This is a genomic window from Brevibacterium linens, from assembly GCF_003999335.1.
Lineage (GTDB): Bacteria > Actinomycetota > Actinomycetes > Actinomycetales > Brevibacteriaceae > Brevibacterium > Brevibacterium linens.
Map to the genome: position 1 here is coordinate 1,687,944 of NZ_CP026734.1, position 20,768 is coordinate 1,708,711.

Below are 20,768 nucleotides of genomic sequence, written 5' to 3' on the forward strand. Positions count from 1 at the left end.
AGGTTTTCTTTCACATCGCACCGTCAATGGTGTTTCCGTCGCCGTGAGCAAACGGCACATGCCGCACGGCCGAAAGAGGGAGAAGGACCTTCGTGTCTGAAACCACCACTCAGGATTCCACCCCGCGCACAGGCAGCCTCACAGCGCTGCGGCTGCCTCAGCTCCAGGAAATGGCTGCCGGGCTGGGAATCAAGGGTTACCGTCGCCTTCGCAAGAGCGAACTGATCGACGCCATCAACAGCCACTCGGGCGGATCCGCTGAGACGAAGTCCGCCCCCGCCGAGAAGAAGTCCTCCGCCGAGCCCGCTGCGAAGGCCGAGAAGCCGGCGGAGAAGCGGGACGAGAAGAAGCAGGACTCGACGAACCGCCGTTCCTCGCGTCGTTCCGCCGCTGCCGCCTCCGAGGATGCTCCGGCGCTCATCGTCGAACCGCACACCGACGATTCCTCGGCGAATGAGTCCGGCGCACAGCAGTCCGGGGAAGCATCCGCCGATGAGTCGAACGGCGACCAGGATGGCCAGCGCTCCCGCCGCAGCCGCTCGCGTTCTCGGGGCTCGGAGTCCCAGACCGCGGAGTCCCGGAACGAGGACCGTGATGGCAGCGGCGAAGAATCCTCCGACCGCAACGGCGGCCAGGACCGCTCCGGGAACCAGGAGCGTTCCGGGAACCACGACCGCAACGGCGGCCAGGATCGTTCCGACCGTGACCAACGCGGAGGACGCGACAACGACCGTCGCAGCAAGAACAACGACCGTTCCGACGACAACCGAGGCGGCAACGACCGCAACGGCCGGGGCAACAACGACCGGAACGGCGGAAACGATCGCGGGAACCGCAACGACCGCGGCGGAAACAACGACCGCAACGATCGTCGCAACCGCAGCAACGACGATGACGACCGCGGCGGCAACCGTCGCGGACGGGGTCGGGACCGGAAGCGTCGCGGCCGCGGCAACGACGAGCCGGAGATCCGCAGCGACGATGTGCTCATTCCCGTCGGCGGCATCCTCGACGTCCACGACAACTACGCCTTCCTCCGCACCTCCGGCTACCTGCCGGGGCCGAACGACGTCTATCTCTCGGCATCCATGGTGCGCAAGAACGGCCTGCGCAAGGGCGACGCCGTCGCCGGCGCGATCCGTCAGCCGCGTGAGAACGAACAGCGGGGCAACAAGCGTGAGAAGTTCGACGCCCTTGTCCGCCTCGACTCCGTCAACGGACTCACCGTTGACGATGCGCGCAGCCGTGTCGAGTTCTCGAAGCTGACTCCGCTCTACCCGCAGGAACGACTGCGTCTCGAGACCACCTCGAAGCTGCACTCGACCCGCCTCATCGATCTCATCACCCCCATCGGCAAGGGACAGCGCGGACTCATCGTCGCGCCCCCGAAGGCGGGCAAGACGACGATCATGCAGCAGATCGCGAATGCGATCACCGAGAACAATCCCGAAGCGCATCTCATGGTCGTCCTCGTCGACGAACGTCCCGAGGAAGTCACGGACATGCAGCGCGCGGTCAAGGGCGAAGTCATCGCCTCGACCTTCGATCGTCCGGCCGACGACCACACCACGATCGCCGAGCTCGCCATCGAACGCGCCAAGCGTCTCGTCGAGATGGGCTCCGACGTAGTCGTGCTGCTCGACAACATCACTCGCCTCGGTCGTGCCTACAACATCGCGCAGCCGGCATCCGGCCGGATCCTCTCCGGCGGTGTCGACGCCAATGCGCTCTACCCGCCGAAGAAGTTCTTCGGTGCCGCACGCAACATCGAAGGCGGCGGCTCGCTGACCATCCTGGCCACGGCCCTCGTCGAGACCGGTTCGAAGATGGACGAAGTCATCTTCGAGGAGTTCAAGGGCACCGGCAATATGGAGCTGCGTCTGAGCCGACAGCTCGCCGACAAGCGCATCTTCCCGGCCATCGACGTCAACTCCTCGAGCACGCGTCGCGAAGAGATGCTCATGACCACGGAGGAGACGAAGGTCATGTGGCAGCTGCGCCGACTGCTCTCGGGACTCGAGCAGCAGCAGGCGGTCGAGCTGCTCATGTCGAAGCTCAAGGAGACCGGCTCGAACGTCGAGTTCCTCATGCAGGTGCAGAAGACGACCCCGCTGCCGAAGTCGTCGACCGACAACAGCTGAGATGGTCGACGACACTCTCACGGCCAGCGTCAGTGCACTGCTCGATGAGCATGCGCGGGTGCAGGAGGAACTCTCCGACCCCGCGGTCCACGCTGACGCCGGCCGGGCCAAGAAGCTGACCCGGCGGTACGCGGAACTCGACAAGGTCGCCGCGGCCGCCCGGCACTTCGCCCAACTCGAAGCCGATCACGCCGCCGCGGTGGAACTGGCTGCGGACGACGCCGACTTCGCCTCCGAGGCGCAGCGGCTGTCGGCAGAGATGGACACGGCCGAGGGTGAGCTCAAGGATCTCCTGGTTCCCAGCGACCCGGACGACTCCCGGGACGCGATCATCGAGATCAAAGCCGGCGAAGGCGGGGACGAATCCGCACTGTTCGCCGGCGATCTGCTGCGGATGTATCAGCGGTGGATCGACTCGCGGGGCTGGTCGAGCCAGATTCTCGACGCCACGCACTCGGATCTGGGCGGATACAAAGACGTCAGCATGGCCGTCAAGGCGAAGAATGACGGTGCCTACGGCTGGGTGAAGTTCGAAGGCGGAGTGCACCGGGTCCAACGGGTCCCGGTCACAGAGTCGCAGGGGCGCATCCACACCTCAGCCGCCGGCGTGCTCGTCTTCCCCGAAGTCGACGAGCCCGAAGAGGTGCAGCTGGACGAACACGATCTGCGCATCGACGTCTACCGGTCGTCCGGCCCCGGCGGCCAGTCCGTGAACACCACCGATTCCGCTGTGCGCATCACACACCTGCCGACCGGAATCACCGCAAGCTGCCAGAACGAGAAGTCGCAGCTGCAGAACAAGGAGGCAGCGATGCGCATGCTTCGCGCCCGGATCCTGGCCAAGCAGGCCGAAGAGGCCGCGGCGGAGGCCGCGGACATCCGTCGGTCTCAGGTGCGCACCGTCGATCGCTCCGAACGCATCCGCACCTATAACTTCCCGGAGAACCGGATCACCGATCACCGCACCGGATACAAGGCCTACAACCTCGATCAGGTGCTGGCAGGCGACCTCGATCCCGTCATCGGGTCCTGCCGCGACGCCGACAAGGCCGCTCGCCTCGACGCGCTGGGGGACTGACCTGGACACCGACAGCCCGAGGCTCGTCTCCGCTCTCCTGCGGGGGGCCGCCACACTCTTCACGGAGGCGGGAATCGCGAGTCCCGAAGCCGATGCGCTCGAGCTGCTCGCCCACGCCTGGGAGATCGACCGGGCAGCGCTGAACCGCCATCGCCTCTTCGACGACCCGGTGCCGGAATCCGTGAGTGCACGATTCGCCGAACTCTGTGACCGGCGCCGGCAGCGGACACCGCTGCAACACCTCACCGGCATCGCCTACTTCCGTCACCTGCAGCTGCAGGTGGGTCCCGGAGTCTTCGTCCCCCGTCCGGAGACCGAACTCCTCGTCGGCGGTGTCCTCGCCGAACTGGCCGAACTCTCCACCACTGACTCGCCGACGGGGACCAGCGAGGTTCGACGCCCAATCGTCATCGACCTCTGCTCCGGGTCGGGTGCGATCTCACTGTCCGTGGCCACCGAATTCGATGGTGTCGACGTCCTCGGCGTCGAACGCGAACCCGCCGCGCTCAAGTGGTCACTTAAGAACCTCGCGCACAGCCGCCTCGGCGATTCGAGCGTCGAGTTCATCGGCGCAGATGCGACGACGATCACCGATGTGCGACCCGATCTGCGCGGGCGTGCTGACATCGTGGTGACGAACCCACCCTATGTTCCCGATTCCGCTGTGCCGCGGGCCCCGGAGGTGGCCGACCATGACCCGGCGGCCGCGCTCTTCGGCGGAGACACAGGTTTGGAGATACCGGGGCTCATCATCAGCGAGGCCGAGCAGCTGCTGCGACCCGGTGGGCTCTTCCTCATGGAACACAGCGAGGAGCAGGGCGCCGGGGCACGGGAACTGCTGGAGGCCACGGCCAGTCTGAGACACGCCGCCACCTTCCAGGACTACACTGGACGCGACCGCTATACCGTGGCACGCCGCCAGGCGTAGGAGGCGCGGGGACGAATCCGTGTCATGCACGGCCCTGCACCGCGACCACACCGAACATTCGAAACGGAGAACTCGTGTCGAGACGATTCGACGTCAGCCAAGCCGAAATCCGTGAGCTCGTCTTCGACGAGTGCGCGCGAGTCGTCGACACGGGCAACCTGCTCGTCATTCCCACCGATACCGTCTACGGGATCGCCGCCGATGCCTTCAGTGCTTCGGCGGTCGCGGCACTGCTCTCTGCCAAGGGCCGCGGCCGGGACATGCCGCCTCCGGTTCTCGTCCCACGCGCGGAGACCATCTTCGGTCTCGTCGATGGGGTCGATGAGATCGTGCTGGCGCTGACGGCGAAGTTCTGGCCCGGACCGCTGACGATCATCGCCGATGCCCAGCCCTCCCTCGATTGGGACCTCGGCGACACCCACGGAACCGTGGCCGTGCGCATGCCCGACGACGAATCGGCCCTGGCTCTCCTCGCCCGCACCGGACCGCTGGCCGTGTCGAGCGCGAATATCTCCGGACAGCCCGCAGCTCGGACCGCCGATGAAGCGCAGGAGATGCTCGGCGACGACGTCGACATCTATGTCGACGGGGGAGTGCGGGAATCGGGGATGTCCTCGACCATCATCGACCTCAGCGGAGACGTGCCCCGCATCCTGCGTCGCGGGCCGATCACCGCCGAGGAGCTGCGCGAGATCGTCCCCGAGCTCATCGACCTGGACGGCTGAGTGCGCGCCTACCTCTTCATCCTCATCGTCTCCGCCCTCGTGGCGTACCTGCTGACTCCCATGGTCAAGCGGGTGGCCGAACGAGGCAAGATCTTCTCACCGCTGCGTGCGCGCGACGTGCATTCCGTTCCGACGCCGAGACTGGGCGGAGTGGCGATGTTCGGCGGGCTGCTGGTCGGTCTCATCTTCGCCTCCCAGATGCCCTTCCTCAATCGGATCTTCGTCGAACTGGAACCGATCGTCGGCATCGCCGGAGCCGCCGGACTGCTGTGTCTGCTCGGAGTCATCGACGACATCTGGGACCTGCATTGGATGGCGAAGCTCGCCGGCCAGGCACTCGCCGCAGGCTTCATGGCGATCAAAGGCGTGGCGCTGCTGTCCATTCCCTTCGGCGGAGTCATCATCGGCTCGCCGCGGATGTCGATCATCGTCACGGTCCTCGTCGTCCTCGTGACCATCAACGCGGTGAACTTCGTCGATGGTCTCGACGGCCTCGCCGCAGGAGTCGTCGCCATCGGCGGCAGCGCCTTCTTCATCTACTCCTACTGGTTGGCGCGTGACGCCTCACCGGAGTCGTATGCGAACCTCGCCTCGCTCATCATCGCGATCCTCGTCGGCGCCTGTCTCGGCTTCCTGCCGCACAACTTCAATCCGGCCCGGATCTTCATGGGCGACTCCGGGTCGATGCTCATCGGCCTGCTGCTGGCCGCTTCGACGATCCGAGTCACCGGTCAGGTCGACCCGGCACTGATCGGGCAGGAGCGAGCATTCGCCACCTTCATGCCGATCATCCTGCCGGTCGCGGTGATGTTCCTGCCGCTGCTCGACCTCGGACTCGCTGTGGTGCGTCGACTGCGAGCCGGACAGTCTCCGTTCTCCGCCGATGCCAAACACCTCCACCACCGGATGCTGCGTCTGGGACATTCCCATGCGCGTGCGGTGCTCATCCTCTACACCTGGACGGCGCTCATCGCCTTCGGATCGGTGCTGCTCCTCTTCAAGGGCTGGCTGTTCTCCGCCTGTGTCATCGGCGCACTGGTGGCTGTCACCCTCATCGTCACCTTCTATCCCCTTCGCATGCGTCAGAAAGCCAGAGAGGAAATCTCGTGACCGACCCGACACCCCGCCGAGAGACCGAAGTCGAAGCAGCCTGGACCCGCGTGTGGAGGACGCTGCTCATCCGCGGCATCATCCTCGTCCTCGTCGTCGCGGCCCTCGGAATGGGCATCGGCTGGCTGGTCTCGGGGATGACGGGACTCGTCGGCGGAGCCGTCGGCGGGGGACTGGCCGCGGTCTTCATCATCATCACCCTCGTCGTCATGTACGTGGGACGGAATATGGGACTGACCGCGATCGCCGGGTTCCTCGGCATCGGTTTCCTGTTCAAGGCCTTCATCTTCATGATCGTCATCTGGCGCATCAAGGATGCGACCTGGCTCGACGGCACGGTCGCCTTCTTCACGATCGTCGTCGCGGTGATCGGCTCCTCGCTCGTCGAAGCGATCACCGTGGTCAGAGGACGCGTGCCCTATGTCGATCCGGAGGCGAAATAGGCGCTGGAAGCCTCGTCGCCGCGCAGTTCGGAGACACGTCGAGAGGTGGGGCCAGAGACGAATGACGTGTCGTATAAAATCGTTGACAGAAATTGCACAGAGAAGCCTGATGAATTTGTCGGTCACTCTCTACAGTTGGTAGAGTAGACCCGGTGCTTGGGCGGATCTTCGCCCTTTGTCGCTCCTGAACCTCAAGCCTCGCCTTCAGTGCGGGGCCAAGGCCAGGCCATCAGGGCCCTTGACCATGGGAGAGTAGTAAAAACGTGGGAACACTCAACGCCGCGAACACAACAGTCAGTGCTGGAGAAGGCGGCTTCCACGCACCGTCGATGGCTGAGTTCTTTCCAGCCTCATTCCTCTTTGAGGGCACACCGTTCGAAATGAACCGCGTGATGCTCATCCGCATCATCGCCACCGTCGCTGTCGTTGTGCTGCTGGCCGTCTGGGCCAAGCGCATGAAGCTCATTCCTTCCCGCTTCCAGTCGAGCATGGAACTCGCCATGGAATTCGTCACGGTCGGCATCGCCGAGGACACGATGGGCAAGGAGAAGGCCAAGAAATTCATGCCGCTCATCGTGGCGATCTTCTTCGGCATCCTCTTCTGGAACGTCACGAAGCTCATTCCGTTCCTCAACATGCCGGGCACCGGCGTCATCGGCATGCCGATCGTGCTGACCCTCGTGGTCTACGTGACCTACCACTGGGCCGGCATCGCAGAGAAGGGCCTCGGCCGCTACCTCAAGGATTCGCTCATCCTGCCCGGCGTTCCGCCGGCGATGCACATCCTGCTCATCCCGATCGAGTTCATCACGAAGTTCGTGACTCAGCCGTTCACTCTGGCGATCCGACTCTTCGCGAACATGATGGTCGGCCATCTCCTGCTCGTCCTCTGCTTCTCAGCCACGAGCTTCTTCCTCTTCGACGCTGCGAACGGATTCCAGTTCTTCGGCATCGTCACCTTCGCCGGCGGCATGTTCGTCTTCGTCCTGGAGATGCTCATCGTCGTGCTGCAGGCCTACATCTTCGCTCTTCTGTCCTGTGTGTACATCAATGCCGCGATCTCGGACGACCACTGAGTTCGCACCCCCAGATCCGTAACTCACGAGTTGCACGGTCGGGCCAACCACCCGGCTACATTATGAAAGGAAAAGCATCCTATGGATATGCTCGCCGAAGTGTCAGGTAGCGTTTCGACGATCGGTTACGGCCTCGCCGCAATCGGCCCCGGTGTCGGTGTCGGAATCGTCATCGGCAAGACCATCGAAGGTACCGCTCGTCAGCCCGAAATGGCCGGCGCCCTGCGCGGAAACATGTTCCTCGGTATCGCTCTGATCGAGGCCCTGGCCCTCATCGGTATCGCCACCCCGTTCTTCCTGCCCTGATCTCGAAGAGGACTGAAAGATGACTCCGGTAAACATCGTCGCCTCCGCGGAGAACCCGCTTCTCCCGCCGGCCTACGACATCCTCTGGAGTGCCGTCTGTCTGCTGATCGTCTTCCTGGTTGTCTGGAAGTACGTCCTTCCCGCCTTCAACAAGACCCTCGACGAGCGTGCTGAGCGCATCCAGGGTGGAATTGAGAAGGCCGAGAAGGTGCAGGCCGAAGCCGATCAGGCTCTGGCCGAGTATCAGAAGCAGCTCGCCGACGGTCGTGCCGAAGCTGCACGACTGCGCGCCGAGGCTCAGGAAGAGGGCGCCCAGATCATCGCCGAGATGAAAGCCCAGGCTCACACCGAGGCTGATCGCATCATCGCTCAGGCACAGACTCAGATCGACGCCGAACGTCAGTCCGCCATGGTGCAGCTGCGTTCCGAGGTCGGCACTCTCGCCACAGACCTGGCTTCGCGCATCGTCGGTGAGTCCCTCACCGATGACCAGCGTTCGGCCAATGTGGTCGATCGCTTCATCTCCGATCTCGAGTCCGATTCGTCCGCGCAGCCGGTCAAGGGGGCGTGATGCTCCAGTCGAGCAGATTGTCCCTGCAGGCCGTCCTCGAGACCGCGAACTCCGAGATCTCCGGGGGAGACCCCCGACAGATCGGTGAGGAGACTCTGGCAGTCGTCGGCTTCCTCGCCGAGAATGTCGGACTGCGCAAGGCTCTGGCAGACTCCTCCGAGTCGGCCGAGAGGAAGCAGCAGCTGCTGCGGACTCTGTTCTCGACTCGGATCACGGATGCGGTTCTGCGCATCAGCGATCAGGCAGTCGGCCGCCGTTGGGCGCGGACCCAGGACCTCGTCACCAGCCTCGAAGTCGCCGGTGTGACAGCGATCGCCGCTGCCGCACAGGCCGACGCGAAGCTGGGAGCGGTCGAAGAGGAGATCTTCCGCTTCGCGCGTCTGCTGGAATCCAACCACGAGCTGTCCCGCGCGCTCGATTCGCAGGCCACCGACGAGAGCAAGCGCGCTCTCGTGACGGACCTGCTCGCCGGCAAGGCACAGCCCGACACCATCAAGCTGGTCGAACAGGCTGCTCTGCACCCGCGCGGTCTCCGTGTGGCGAAGGCGCTCGACCAGTACAGCGATATCCTCGCCGCCCGGCAGCAGCGGTCGGTTGCGGACGTCACCGTCGCCAAGCCTCTGAGCGAGGCGCAGACCGAACGGCTGCAGGCGGCTTTGTCGGCCAGCTATGGTCGCGAACTCGTCCTCAATGTCCAGGTCGATCCCGACGTGCTCGGGGGAGTCCGGGTGCAGGTCGGCGACGAGATGATGAACTCGACCGTGGCCGATCGACTGGCCGATGTGCAGCGCAAGCTCGCAGGTTGACACTAGTGGCCGGCTTCTCCGGCATCGGCGGCCCACCGGTCGCCGGACGCAAGATTTGAGTAAAGGAAGCAGGGAAACCAGATGGCGGAACTGACAATTCGCCCGGAAGAGATCCGGGACGCTCTCGGGAAGTTCGTTGACTCGTACAACCCGGAGAGCTCGGAAAAGACCGAGGTCGGCAAGGTCGTCACCGCTGGTGACGGTATCGCCCACGTCTCGGGCCTGCCCGGCACCATGGCCAACGAACTCCTGCGGTTCGAAGACGGCACCCTGGGCCTGGCACAGAACCTCGACGAACGCGAGATCGGCGTCGTCATCCTCGGCGAGTTCTCCGGCATCGCCGAAGAGCAGAACGTCTACCGCACCGGCGAGGTCCTCTCGATCCCGGTCGGCGACGGCTACCTCGGCCGTGTGGTCGATCCGCTGGGTCGTCCCGTCGACGGACTCGGCGATATCGAGACCGTCGGCCGCCGCGAGCTCGAGCTCCAGGCCGCCGGCGTCATGGACCGCCAGGAAGTGCGTGAGCCTCTCCAGACCGGCTACAAGAGCATCGACGCGATGATCCCCGTCGGCCGTGGCCAGCGTCAGCTGGTCATCGGCGACCGCAAGACCGGCAAGACCGCTCTGGCGATCGACACGATCATCAACCAGAAGGCCAACTGGGAGACCGGAGACCCCAAGAAGCAGGTCCGCTGCATCTACGTGGCCGTCGGCCAGAAGGGCTCGACCATCGCCGGCGTCCGCCGTTCGCTGGAAGAAGCCGGAGCGCTCGAGTACACGACCATCGTGTCCTCGCCCGCCTCGGACCCTGCCGGCTTCAAGTACCTGGCTCCCTACTCCGGCTCGGCAATCGGTCAGCACTGGATGTACGACGGCAAGCACGTCCTCATCGTGTTCGACGACCTGTCGAAGCAGGCCGAGGCCTACCGCGCCGTGTCCCTGCTGCTGCGTCGTCCGCCGGGCCGTGAAGCCTACCCCGGTGACGTCTTCTACCTGCACTCGCGTCTGCTGGAACGCTGCGCGAAGCTCTCCGATGAGCTCGGCGGCGGTTCGATGACCGGTCTGCCGATCATCGAGACGAAGGCCAACGACGTCGGTGCGTTCATTCCGACCAACGTCATCTCGATCACCGACGGACAGATCTTCCTGCAGTCCGATCTGTTCAACGCCGGTCAGCGTCCCGCTGTCGACGTCGGTGTGTCCGTGTCTCGAGTCGGTGGTGCCGCTCAGACGAAGGCCCTCAAGGGCGTCTCGGGCACACTGAAGATCTCGCTGGCCCAGTACCGTTCGCTCGAGGCGTTCGCGATGTTCGCATCCGACCTCGACGATGCGACCAAGCGTGACCTGGCTCGCGGTGCGCGACTGACCGAACTGCTCAAGCAGGGTCAGTACGCTCCGATGCCGTTCGAGAAGCAGACCGTGTCGATCTTCGCCGGAACCAATGGCTACCTCGACGAGATCCCGGTCGGCGACGTGCTCCGGTTCGAGACCGAACTGCACGATCACATCGAGCGCAAGACCGGCATCTTCACGACCATCCGTGAGACGCTGAAGCTCGACGACGACACGACCGAAGAGCTGAAGAACGTCCTGGCCGATTTCACCCGGAACTTCGCCAGCTCTGACCAGAGCGGATCGAAGGCCGGAAGCGAAGACACCGCAGCCGCTTCCTCTGACGAGGTCGAGCAGGAGCAGATCGTTCGGCAGAAGCGTTGAACCTGTTCCGTAACGGCGAAAGGAAGAACTGATGGGAGCCCAGCAGAGGGTCTTCAAACAGAAGATCCGCTCGACTCAGTCCTTGAGGAAGATCTTCAAGGCGATGGAGCTCATCGCTGCTTCGCGGATCCAGAAGGCCATTGCCCGCTCGCAGGCGGCAAGCCCCTACGCGAACGCCCTGACCCGGGCCGTGTCGGCAGTGGCCAGCGAGTCGAACGTCGACCACGTTCTCACCACGGAATCGGACGACGTCAAGCGTGCTGCCGTCCTGGTGATCGGTCCCGACCGCGGATTCGCCGGGGCCTATTCGGCGAACCTGCTGCGCGAGGCCGAGGAACTCATTCGGCTGCTGCGCAACGAGGGCAAGAGTGTGGATCTGTTCACGGTCGGCAGCAAGGCCAAGAACTACTACACCTTCCGCGATCGCAAGATCGAGAAGTCCTGGACAGGCATCTCCGAGAACCCGTTGGCCGAGCACGCCCGCGAGATCGGTGAGGCACTGTTGGAGAACTTCGATCCGGAGTCGGACGACTCCGGGATCGACGAGATCTACATCGTCTTCACCCGTTTCGTCTCCAGCGTCACGCACGACCCGGAATACCGGCGTCTGCTTCCGCTGGAGGTCGTCGACGCCGAAGAGGCATCGGCCGGCGGACAGGCCGGCGGATCGTCCGACGCCCCCGCGTTCCCACTCTACGAGTTCGAACCGAGTGCGGAGGCTGTGCTCGACGCTCTGTTGCCGCGATACATCGATTCGCGCATTCTGTCGGCGCTGCTCAGTGCAGCTGCATCCGAGCAGGCATCGCGACAGGCGGCGATGAAGACAGCCACGGACAACGCGGATGATCTCATCAAGACCTACACCCGGTTGGCCAATACGGCTCGCCAGGCGGAAATCACCCAGGAACTCACCGAGATCGTCGGTGGGGCGGATGCCCTCGCGGCATCGGCAGCCGGCGACTGACCGGCGAGAGCAGAGAGAAAGAGACCATGACTGCCACAGCAACGGAAACCTCTCCGGCACAGGGCACTGCCCTCGGCCGGATTTCCCGAGTCATCGGCCCGGTTGTCGACATCGAGTTCCCGCTCGACTCCGTGCCCGAGATCTACAATGCACTGACCGCGTCGGTGGAACTGTCCGAAGGCACCCGGAAGCTGACTTTCGAGGTCGCGCTTCACCTGGGCAACGGACTCGTCCGAGCCGTGTCGCTGCAGCCGACCGACGGCCTCGTCCGCGGACAGGAAGTCGTCGACACCGGCGCACCGATCTCCGTTCCCGTCGGAGACGTGACCAAGCACCACGTGTGGAACACGACCGGTGACTGCCTCAACCTCGCCGACGGCGAGGAGCTGGAGATCTCCGAACGGTGGCCCATCCACCGTCCGGCACCGTCCTTCGACGAACTCGAGTCGAAGACCGAGATGCTCGAAGTCGGCATCAAGAGCATCGACCTCCTGACCCCCTATGTCCAGGGTGGAAAGATCGGTCTGTTCGGCGGCGCCGGCGTCGGCAAGACCGTGCTCATCCAGGAGATGATCTTCCGCATCGCGCACAACCACTCGGGCACCTCGGTGTTCGCCGGTGTGGGCGAGCGTACCCGTGAGGGCAACGACCTCATCATGGAAATGGATGAGGCAGGAGTCTTCAAGGACACCGCGCTGGTGTTCGGCCAGATGGATGAGCCTCCAGGCACCCGTCTGCGCGTGGCGCTGTCGGCGCTGACCATGGCGGAGTACTTCCGCGATGTGCAGAACCAGGACGTGCTGCTGTTCATCGACAACATCTTCCGCTTCACCCAGGCCGGCTCCGAGGTCTCGACCCTGCTGGGTCGCATGCCCTCTGCCGTGGGCTACCAGCCCAACCTGGCTGACGAGATGGGTCTGCTGCAGGAGCGCATCACCTCGACGCGTGGTCACTCGATCACGTCGATGCAGGCGATCTACGTTCCCGCCGATGACTACACCGACCCGGCTCCGGCGACGACATTCGCCCACCTCGACGCGACCACGGAACTCAGCCGTGACATCGCCTCGCGCGGTCTGTACCCGGCGATCGACCCGCTCGCATCGTCCTCGCGCATCCTCGATCCGCTGATCGTCGGTGACGAGCACTACCGCGTGGCCAATGAGGTCAAGGCGATTCTGCAGAAGAACAAGGAGCTGCAGGACATCATCGCCATCCTCGGTGTCGATGAACTCGGTGAAGAGGACAAGCTCGTCGTCCACCGTGCACGTCGCATCGAGCAGTTCCTGTCGCAGAACACCTACACCGCTGAGAAGTTCACTCAGGTTCCCGGTTCGACCGTGCCGCTGGCCGACACGATCGAAGGCTTCTCGAAGATCTGCTCCGGCGAAGTCGACCACATCCCTGAGCAGGCATTCTTCAACGTCGGCGGCCTTGACGATGTCATGCGCAACTACGAAGAGATGCAGAAGTAAGCCATGGCGACACTCGAAGTGAATGTCGTGGCTGCTGATCGCGAGGTATGGACCGGTGAGGCCAAGCGCGTCATCGCCCGTACCCTCGACGGCGAGATCGGCATCCTGCCGGGCCACGAGCCCGTGCTTGGTGTCGTCGCCGACGGCGAGGCACGGATTCTCACCCCGGGAGAGGACACCATCAGGGTCAAAGCCGATGGTGGATTCCTCTCGGTGGAGAACAACCGTGTGATCATTGCCGCTGATCAGGCCGAACTTCTCTGATCTGCGCGTTACACTGGCAACCGTGAACCCTTCTGTCCTGCTGATCGTTCTGCTCTCGTTGGTAGGACTCGCGCTTGCGCTGATCGTGGTCGTCACGATCCGACGCAGGTCGATCTCGAAGCTCTCGGGTGCCTTCGACTGTTCCATCAACGTGGGCGAGGAGTATTCTTCTCGCCCACGTTGGCGTTTGGGCGTGGCGGTGTTCTCCGTCACATCCCTGGACTGGTATCCGGTCTTCGCGCTCACGCGCCGTGCCGCATTCCGTTTGCCGCGCGCGGATCTGGACATCCTCGTCCGGCGCAAGCCGACCTCCGGTGAGCAGTACTCGGTTCTGCCCGAAGCGGTCGTCGTCGACTGCTCGTACGGCAAGGCGGACGGTCGTCCGCGCTCGGTGTCGCTGGCGATGGACACCGAATCCCTGTCCACGATGGCTTCGTGGCTCGAATCATCACCCCCTGGCTTCAATCCGACGATGGGACGGTTCACCTAATGGATGTCTTCCGCCTGACCGGGCCCGCACAGCTGACGGGAACCATCGATGTCAGAGGCGCCAAGAACAGCGTCCTCAAGCTCATGGCTGCGAGTCTCCTCGCGGTGGGACGCACCACCATCACGAACGTCCCGGCCATCCGCGACGTGCGAATCATGGTCGAACTGCTCGTCCGCCTCGGCTGCACGGTCGACTATGACGCCGACGGCGGTGTCGTCGTCATCGACGTCCCCGCCGAAGTCGGCATCCAGGCCGACTACGAACTCGTCCGTGCGATGCGGGCGTCGATCTCCGTCCTCGGTCCGCTGACCGCACGGATGCGCGCCGCGCATGTGGCACTTCCCGGCGGAGATGCCATCGGCTCCCGCGGACTCGACATGCACCAGGCCGGGCTCGAGGCACTGGGAGCAGTCGTCCATCTTGACCACGGCTATTTCGTCGCCGAGGCTCCGAACGGTCTGCGCGGCACCGAGATCGTCCTCGAATTCCCCTCCGTCGGTGCCACCGAGAATCTCGTCATGGCGGCAACCCTCGCCCATGGCGCCACCACCATCGCCAACGCGGCCCGCGAACCCGAGATCGTCGACATCTGCACGATGCTCGTCGAGATGGGCGCGCAGATCGAGGGAATCGGCACGTCCGACCTCACCATCACCGGTGTCGAATCGCTGCAGCCGGTCACCCATCGCACCGTCGGCGACCGCATCGTCGCCGGTACCTTCGCCTTCGGCGCCGCCTTGAGCGCAGGCGACGTGACCGTGCGCGGAGTCGGGCTCGACATCATGCCGAACATCGGAATGAAGCTGCGTGATTCGGGCGCGACGGTCGACGACCTCGGCGATATCATCCTCGGTGATGGGACGGAAGGCAAGGGATTCCGTGTCATCGGCGCCGAGCGCCCTCACGCCATCCGGGTTGCCACCATGCCGTTTCCCGGATTCCCGACCGACCTGCAGCCGTTCGTCATCGCACTGAACTCGGTCTCCGACGGAATCGGTCTGCTCTCGGAGAACCTGTTCGAAGCACGCTGGCGCTTCGTTCAGGAGATCGCACGTCTCGGTGCGAAGGTGCGCATCGACGGCAACCACGCGTTGGTCACCGGCAGCGAAAGCCTCTCCGGCGCCGAAGTCGAGGCCTCTGACATTCGAGCGGGAGCGGGCTTGGTCATGGCCGCACTGCGCGCCGGGGGAGTGACCGAAGTGTCCGGAATCGACCACATCGAACGCGGTTACGAGAACTTCGTCGATAACCTGCGCAGCCTCGGCGTCGACGTTCAACGGGTCGTAAAGCGCGACGTCCTCAGTTTCGGCTGAACCTCCCACACATCGCTGCCCGTCGAGGGATCACCGGCTTCCGAGTCCGGCAGAGCTTTTCCGTGTCCGGTGAGCGATCTGTTCTCGTCGACCTCTTCCCGCGCATCGGGAGGGCCAGGGTCAGAACAGCCGTGTCTCGGGGTCGTCCATTCCGCGCAGTGCGTCATAGTCGAGAACGACGCAGCGGATGCCCCGATCTTCAGCGAGCGTACGTGCCTGCGGTTTGATCTCCTGCGCTGCGAAGATACCGTGGACCGGGCTGAGGAGAGGATCGCGATTCATCAGCTCGAGATAGCGAGTGAGCTGCTCGACACCGTCGATATCGCCGCGGCGCTTGATCTCCACTGCCACTGACTTCTGTCCGTCGTCGCGAGCCAAGATGTCCACCGGACCGATCGCCGTCATGTATTCGCGGCGAACCAGACTGTAGCCATCGCCGAGGGTCTCGATGTGCTCGGCGAGCAGCTCCTGCAGATGCGCTTCGACACCGTCCTTGACCAACCCCGGATCGACGCCGAACTCATAGGTGTCGTCAGCGAGGACTTCGGCGATGGAGATGACAAGGCGGTCTCCCGTCTTCGACTGCGAAACCTCCCACAACTCAGTCAGGCCGGCCTCTGCCTGCTCGTCATCGGGTTCGATGTGCCGAACCGTGCACGGGGGAGTCATCCAGTTCAGCGGCTTGTAGGACCCGCCGTCGGAATGGATGAGCACCGAGCCGTCGGACTTGAGCATGATGAGGCGAGTCGCCATCGGAAGGTGGGCGGTCAGACGACCGGCATAATCAACGGAACACTGGGCTATGACTAGACGCACGCGCTTCAGCCTACGTGAGACAATGACTCAATGCCACGATCTTCATCCTCGCGTCGCAAGAACAAATGGCAGCAGGCTCCCCGCGATCTGTCCGAGTCCACGGCAGGTGTGAGGACGAGCCGTTCACTGCCGGATGGAACCTGGTCCGTGCAGACTGTGAAGGGAAACGAATCCGGCAAGGTCTACGTCTGCCCGGGCTGCGGCCGCGACGTCAGTGCCGCCTCGACCCATATCGTTGCCTGGCGGCAGGATGCCCCGCACGGAATCGAGATCGGGGTCGAGAGCAGACGCCACTGGCATCGGCGCTGCTTCGATCGCTTCCGGTGATCTCAGGCCGCCTGCAGTCGGTCGGATGAACGGTCGTCTGCGAACGACGCCCGTAGCCGGAAACGTCGAAGGGACCCGCATCAGCGGGTCCCTTCGTCATGAACGTCTCAGGCGGCCTCAGCGCAGCGAGTTGCGCGAGCGTGAGGTCTTCGAGTTGTTGTCCTTCGATCCGGAGACCTGCGCATCGATCGAGATGGTGTCCTCGTCGGTGGCACCGTTGGGCAGATCCGTGCCCGCGGTGTCCTTGTCTTCAACGGCAGAGTCGGCGTTCGCCCCCGAAGCGTTCTTCGCATCAGGTGTCGACTTCGCCCCGTCGGCCGACGGGCGGGAAGTCTTCGCGGAGCTGCTGCCCTTGGTTGTGGGCCCATCGTTCTTCGCAGATCCGGTCGACTTCGAGTTCGTGGATCCGGACGACTTCGAGCTCGTGGATTCGGTCTTCGAAGACTCGGCAGTGGTGTCGGTCGACGACGCGTCGTCGGTCGATTTCGCGGAATCGTCGGGCTTCGCGGAATCGTCGGACTTCGCATCATCGGTCGACGTTGCCGACTCCTCGGACTTCGCCGCATCCGAAGAGTCATCGTCGGCCAGCAGGTCTTCGAGCTCCGGTCCGTCGGCGATCTGCTCGGTGGCCTGAGACGCCGATTCGGCCTTCGCCGGATCCACTGAGTCGCCGCCCATGATCCCGGGCATTGCGAACAGCGAACGGAGCTGATCGAGCTGAGCAGTGATCGTCTTGCGCTGCTTCGTGAGCAGATCGACCTGCGACTGGGCGGAGGCGACATTGCGCTTGGCCTCGGCCGCGGACTCCTCGATGGTCGCCTCGGCAGTGGCCCGCGCTTCGGCGATGAGAGTCTGCGCACGGGACTTGCCGTCGGCGATGATCTCATCGGCCTTCTTCACTGCGTCGGTGCGCGTCTGCTCGGCACGCTCGGCAGCTTCCTTCGCCTCGGTGTCGGCCTTCGCCGCACGGGCCTGAGCCTCTTCGACGAGCTTCTTGTTCTCGGCCTGTGCCTCTTCGTAGCGTTTCTTTCGTTCGGACTCGGCTTCTTTGCGCTTGTTCGCGAGTTCGACGTCGAAGTCGTTTCCGGCCTTCTTCGACGCCTCGTCATGGGCCTTTGCGGCCTTGAGCAGCTCATCGGCCTGTGCCTGTGCAGCGGCAACTGTCTCTTCTGCCTCGGTCTTGGCCTCGGCACGCAGGTCGGCAGCTTCCTTCTCGGCGGTCGCTCGCAGCTCGGAGAGCTCGAGATCCAGACTCTCGCGAGCTTCCTTCGCAGAAGCGGCATTCGCTTCCTTGGCCTGGTTGGTCTCGCGTTCGGTGGTCGCGCTGAGCTCGGCAGCGCGCTTCTCCGCGGCCTTGATCGTCTCTTCGGCGCGCAGCTCGGCCGAGGACGTGATCGCATCGGCTTCCGAGCGGGCATTGGACAAGGTGTCGTTGCTCTCGGTGTGCATGCGCGCACGTGCGGAGGCGGCCTCGGCGCGAGCCTTGTTCCGGATCGTCTCGGCGTCGGAATTGGCCTGGGCGAGGGTCTCACGGGCCTGCGATTCGGCGATCTTGAGCAGATGATCGATGCGGCTTCCGGGAGGGCCGGCGGCCTCCGCGTTGTCGTTGGCAGCCTTCTTCAGCTGTGCCTTGGCTTCGGACAGCTCTCCGGCGATCTGCAGCTTCGCCCGATCTGCATTGATGACCTGACTGCGCGCATCGGCCAGAGCCTTGCGGACCGATTCGACCTCGGTGCGCAGCTGCTGCAGACGCGAATCGACTTCACTCTTCTCGTAGCCGCGCATCGCTGTGCGGAATTCTTCGGTGGGCGTCACTGAAGCGAACTCCTGTCATCGTGGAAAGGGGGTGTACTTGGGCTGTCCTCGTCCTACTCTAACGGAGACTCCATGAGTGTTGGGTGCGAATGCGCGAGTGTGGACAGGGCCGCAGCCAGGGCTGTGGAGACCCAGTGATGCAGGCCACATGTGCCTCGACTAGGCTGGAGGGCGTCGAAACGCATACGTGCTGCGGACACGAGTCCGCAGCGCGGAAATCCGAGGAGGAAATATGGCTGATGCAGTAATCGTGGCCGGAGCACGGACACCGTTCGGGCGGCTGCAGGGCGAGCTGTCGAAACTCAGCGCCGTCGAGCTCGGCGCCGAAGCCATCGCCGGTGCTCTCGATCGCGCCGGCATCCAGGGCTCCGACGTCGGCTACGTGATCATGGGTCAGGTTCTCCAGGCCGGGGACAGTCAGGGTCCCGGTCGACAGGCTGCAGTCAAGGCCGGCATCCCCATGTCTGTTCCGGCCGTGTCGGTGAACAAGCTGTGCCTGTCGGGGATCAATACGATCACTCAGGCCGCTCAGCTGATCCGCGCCGGCGAGTACGACGTCGTCGTGGCAGGCGGTCAGGAGTCGATGAGCCAGGCGCCGCACATGCTCATGAAATCGCGTTCGGGTTATAAGTACGGCGATGTCGTCGTCAAAGACCACATGGACTACGACGGTCTCTGGGACGCCTTCACCGATCAGGCCATGGGCGGTTTGACCGAGGAGGCCAACGCCGGTGACCGGGAGTTCTCCCGCGCCGAGCAGGACGCCTTCTCCGCTCGTTCGCACCAGCGCGCTGCGGCGGCACAGGAGACCGGTGCCTTCGCTGATGAGATCGTTCCCGTGACCATCAGCTCGCGCAAGGGCGATGTCACCGTCTCCGCCGATGAGGGGGTGCGCCCGGACACGACTGTCGACTCCCTGTCCACGCTGCGTCCGTCCTTCCGCAAGGATGGAACGATCACCGCCGGCAACGCCTCGCAGATCTCCGACGGAGCCTGCGCCGTCGTGGTGATGTCGCGTGAGAAGGCCGAGGAGCTCGGCGCTCCGATCCTTGCGGAGATCCGGTCGCATGCCTGGACCGCCGGACCGGACTCGACTCTCCAGCATCAGCCCTCCCAGGCCATCAAGGCCGCCGCCGAACGCGAGGGCGTTGCGGCCGACTCCTTCGATCTCTACGAGATCAACGAAGCCTTCGCCGCTGTCGGTCTGGCCAGCGCGAAGGACCTCGGCATCGACGAGGACAAGGTCAATGTCAACGGAGGCGCCGTTGCGCTGGGCCACCCGATCGGTGCCTCGGGTGCCCGAGTCGTCCTCACACTTGCCCTCGAGCTCCAGCGCCGAGGCGGCGGCACAGGCATCGCAGCGCTCTGCGGCGGCGGTGGGCAAGGCGATTCGCTCATCGTGACAGTTCCTGCTCGGTCCTGAGCAGAATCGTTCACTCGAAGCCAGAGAGATGAGACGGTGGGGAGTCGATCTGCTCCCCACCGCGCTCGAAAGGAAGGACCATCATGCTCGCAGCATTCTCAGTCGCGCCCAGCGGGGGAGAAGGGGCCGATGCTTCGGTCCATGACGCCGTGGCCGCGGCCGTCGAGATCGTCCGCAGGTCCGGCCTGCCGCACCGCACGGACTCGATGTTCACGACCATCGAAGGCGAATGGGACGACGTCTTCGCGGTCATCAAAGACGCCACCGAGGCGGTCGGCGAGTTCGGCACTCGGGTGTCGCTGGTGGTCAAGGCCGATATCAGGCCCGGCTACACCGGAGAGATCGACGGCAAACTCGAGCGTCTGGAGAAGGCGATCGGCGCCCGCGAAGAGTCCTGAGTCCGATTCTTCCGAAATTCTCAGTGACGTGAGTCTCATCTGGCGTTAGTCCATCTCCATCGGATGCATCGAACGAAGGAGATGGACAATGAATGGTGCAAAGCTCTTCTCTGTTGCCACGGCACTCACGCTCGTCGCGTTGGTGGGCTTTATGCTCGCGGGATTCTTTCCGATCATCGTCGACTTCGCGTTCGGCATCGAAGCCGCAGCAGTCATCCTTGCGATGACAGGAGTGATTGCCGTGTCCTTTGTGACAGTGCGCAAGTCGATGGAGAACGCGGCCCGTCATTACTGAGATTCTCCTGCCGAGCTGCCACGGCAGCGATCCGGCCCTGATTCGCGGCGGCGACTGAGACAGTCCGCGTCGAATCGGGGCCGCTTTCTGTTCTCCTCCGGGCATCGGTTACGATGTTTGAGCCTCCGTAGCTCAGTCGGATAGAGCAACCGCCTTCTAAGCGGTAGGTCGCGGGTTCGAGCCCCGCCGGGGGCGCTTCCTATGCCCGCATCCGCCTATCGGGCGGAATCGGGCGGTCAGCTCAGCCGCTGAGCAATTCCGCGCCGATACGGCGTGGCAGTTGGTGCG

At 64.1% G+C, this 20,768-nt stretch carries 22 protein-coding genes and 1 tRNA gene; 21 read left to right on the top strand and 2 right to left on the bottom strand.

What is annotated here, in order from left to right; genetic code table 11:
• Positions 1–92 precede the first annotated feature (92 nt).
• From rho to murA, 16 genes are all read left to right on the top strand, one after another.
• Positions 93–2,141 (top strand): transcription termination factor Rho, encoded by a 2,049-nt coding sequence (rho, locus tag CXR29_RS07570; RefSeq protein WP_127364258.1) that lies wholly within the window; start codon positions 93–95, stop codon positions 2,139–2,141.
• A 1-nt stretch (position 2,142) separates the two neighbouring features.
• On the top strand, positions 2,143–3,219 hold the full coding sequence (gene prfA, locus CXR29_RS07575; protein ID WP_101553932.1) for a peptide chain release factor 1: 1,077 nt from the start codon (positions 2,143–2,145) through the stop codon (positions 3,217–3,219).
• Between the two features lie 37 nt (positions 3,220–3,256).
• Positions 3,257–4,147 carry a peptide chain release factor N(5)-glutamine methyltransferase gene (gene prmC, locus CXR29_RS07580; RefSeq protein ID WP_277601936.1) on the top strand — a complete coding sequence of 297 codons (891 nt, stop codon included), beginning with the start codon at positions 3,257–3,259 and terminating at the stop codon, positions 4,145–4,147.
• A gap of 74 nt (positions 4,148–4,221) precedes the next feature.
• Entirely contained in the window at positions 4,222–4,872 is a 651-nt protein-coding gene (locus CXR29_RS07585; protein ID WP_101553934.1) for an L-threonylcarbamoyladenylate synthase, read from the top strand.
• The gene (locus CXR29_RS07590) at positions 4,873–5,982 is read left to right on the top strand and encodes an MraY family glycosyltransferase (protein WP_101553935.1); all 1,110 of its coding nucleotides are present in this window, start codon (positions 4,873–4,875) and stop codon (positions 5,980–5,982) included.
• Positions 5,979–6,425, top strand: coding sequence for a Cg1360 family ATP-synthase-associated protein (locus tag CXR29_RS07595; RefSeq protein ID WP_101553936.1), 447 nt, complete (start codon positions 5,979–5,981; stop codon positions 6,423–6,425). Before CXR29_RS07590 ends, CXR29_RS07595 begins: the two co-directional genes overlap by 4 nt.
• Positions 6,426–6,754: 329 nt before the next feature.
• The gene (gene atpB, locus CXR29_RS07600; RefSeq protein ID WP_025776918.1) at positions 6,755–7,501 is read left to right on the top strand and encodes a F0F1 ATP synthase subunit A; all 747 of its coding nucleotides are present in this window, start codon (positions 6,755–6,757) and stop codon (positions 7,499–7,501) included.
• Positions 7,502–7,582: 81 nt separating this feature from the next.
• Complete coding sequence (atpE, locus tag CXR29_RS07605; protein WP_025776917.1) at positions 7,583–7,807, top strand: F0F1 ATP synthase subunit C; 225 nt, start codon at positions 7,583–7,585, stop codon at positions 7,805–7,807.
• 19 nt (positions 7,808–7,826) lie between these two features.
• Positions 7,827–8,378, top strand: coding sequence for a F0F1 ATP synthase subunit B (locus CXR29_RS07610; RefSeq protein ID WP_127364260.1), 552 nt, complete (start codon positions 7,827–7,829; stop codon positions 8,376–8,378).
• Positions 8,378–9,184, top strand: a complete 807-nt coding sequence (locus CXR29_RS07615; protein ID WP_101554043.1) for a F0F1 ATP synthase subunit delta — start codon at positions 8,378–8,380, stop codon at positions 9,182–9,184. The genes CXR29_RS07610 and CXR29_RS07615 overlap by 1 nt, the downstream gene beginning before the upstream one ends.
• An 81-nt stretch (positions 9,185–9,265) precedes the next feature.
• Positions 9,266–10,900, top strand: coding sequence for a F0F1 ATP synthase subunit alpha (gene atpA, locus CXR29_RS07620; RefSeq protein ID WP_101593659.1), 1,635 nt, complete (start codon positions 9,266–9,268; stop codon positions 10,898–10,900).
• Between the two features lie 31 nt (positions 10,901–10,931).
• Entirely contained in the window at positions 10,932–11,864 is a 933-nt protein-coding gene (locus tag CXR29_RS07625; protein ID WP_101553938.1) for a F0F1 ATP synthase subunit gamma, read from the top strand.
• Between the two features lie 26 nt (positions 11,865–11,890).
• Positions 11,891–13,339 (top strand): F0F1 ATP synthase subunit beta, encoded by a 1,449-nt coding sequence (atpD, locus tag CXR29_RS07630; protein WP_127364261.1) that lies wholly within the window; start codon positions 11,891–11,893, stop codon positions 13,337–13,339.
• A 3-nt stretch (positions 13,340–13,342) separates the two neighbouring features.
• Positions 13,343–13,603, top strand: a complete 261-nt coding sequence (locus tag CXR29_RS07635; protein WP_101593658.1) for a F0F1 ATP synthase subunit epsilon — start codon at positions 13,343–13,345, stop codon at positions 13,601–13,603.
• 22 nt (positions 13,604–13,625) lie between these two features.
• Positions 13,626–14,093, top strand: a complete 468-nt coding sequence (locus CXR29_RS07640; RefSeq protein WP_025776910.1) for a DUF2550 domain-containing protein — start codon at positions 13,626–13,628, stop codon at positions 14,091–14,093.
• Positions 14,093–15,406 (top strand): UDP-N-acetylglucosamine 1-carboxyvinyltransferase, encoded by a 1,314-nt coding sequence (gene murA, locus CXR29_RS07645; RefSeq protein WP_101593656.1) that lies wholly within the window; start codon positions 14,093–14,095, stop codon positions 15,404–15,406. Before CXR29_RS07640 ends, murA begins: the two co-directional genes overlap by 1 nt.
• Positions 15,407–15,526: 120 nt before the next feature.
• On the opposite strand, the gene nucS is transcribed toward murA, so the two are convergent.
• Positions 15,527–16,222 carry an endonuclease NucS gene (gene nucS / locus CXR29_RS07650; RefSeq protein ID WP_101593654.1) on the bottom strand — a complete coding sequence of 232 codons (696 nt, stop codon included), beginning with the start codon at positions 16,220–16,222 and terminating at the stop codon, positions 15,527–15,529.
• Positions 16,223–16,252: 30 nt separating this feature from the next.
• Here nucS and CXR29_RS07655 point away from each other — a divergent pair, with 30 nt between their 5' ends.
• The gene (locus CXR29_RS07655; protein WP_240811974.1) at positions 16,253–16,549 is read left to right on the top strand and encodes a hypothetical protein; all 297 of its coding nucleotides are present in this window, start codon (positions 16,253–16,255) and stop codon (positions 16,547–16,549) included.
• Positions 16,550–16,666: 117 nt separating this feature from the next.
• Here CXR29_RS07655 and CXR29_RS07660 read toward each other — a convergent pair whose 3' ends face one another.
• Positions 16,667–18,364 (bottom strand): coiled-coil domain-containing protein, encoded by a 1,698-nt coding sequence (locus tag CXR29_RS07660; protein WP_127364262.1) that lies wholly within the window; start codon positions 18,362–18,364, stop codon positions 16,667–16,669.
• Between the two features lie 232 nt (positions 18,365–18,596).
• On the opposite strand from CXR29_RS07660, the gene CXR29_RS07665 reads away from it, so the two are divergent.
• The 4 genes from CXR29_RS07665 (at position 18,597) to CXR29_RS07680 (ending at position 20,675) form a co-directional block, all read left to right on the top strand.
• Entirely contained in the window at positions 18,597–19,787 is a 1,191-nt protein-coding gene (locus CXR29_RS07665; protein WP_101553942.1) for an acetyl-CoA C-acetyltransferase, read from the top strand.
• An 83-nt stretch (positions 19,788–19,870) separates the two neighbouring features.
• A complete protein-coding gene (locus CXR29_RS07670) occupies positions 19,871–20,185 on the top strand; it encodes a thiamine-binding protein (RefSeq protein WP_101593651.1) in 315 nt (104 codons plus the stop codon).
• 88 nt (positions 20,186–20,273) lie between these two features.
• Complete coding sequence (locus CXR29_RS07675) at positions 20,274–20,480, top strand: hypothetical protein (RefSeq protein ID WP_101553944.1); 207 nt, start codon at positions 20,274–20,276, stop codon at positions 20,478–20,480.
• Between the two features lie 121 nt (positions 20,481–20,601).
• A tRNA-Arg gene (locus CXR29_RS07680) sits at positions 20,602–20,675 on the top strand.
• The last annotated feature ends 93 nt before the right edge of the window (positions 20,676–20,768 follow it).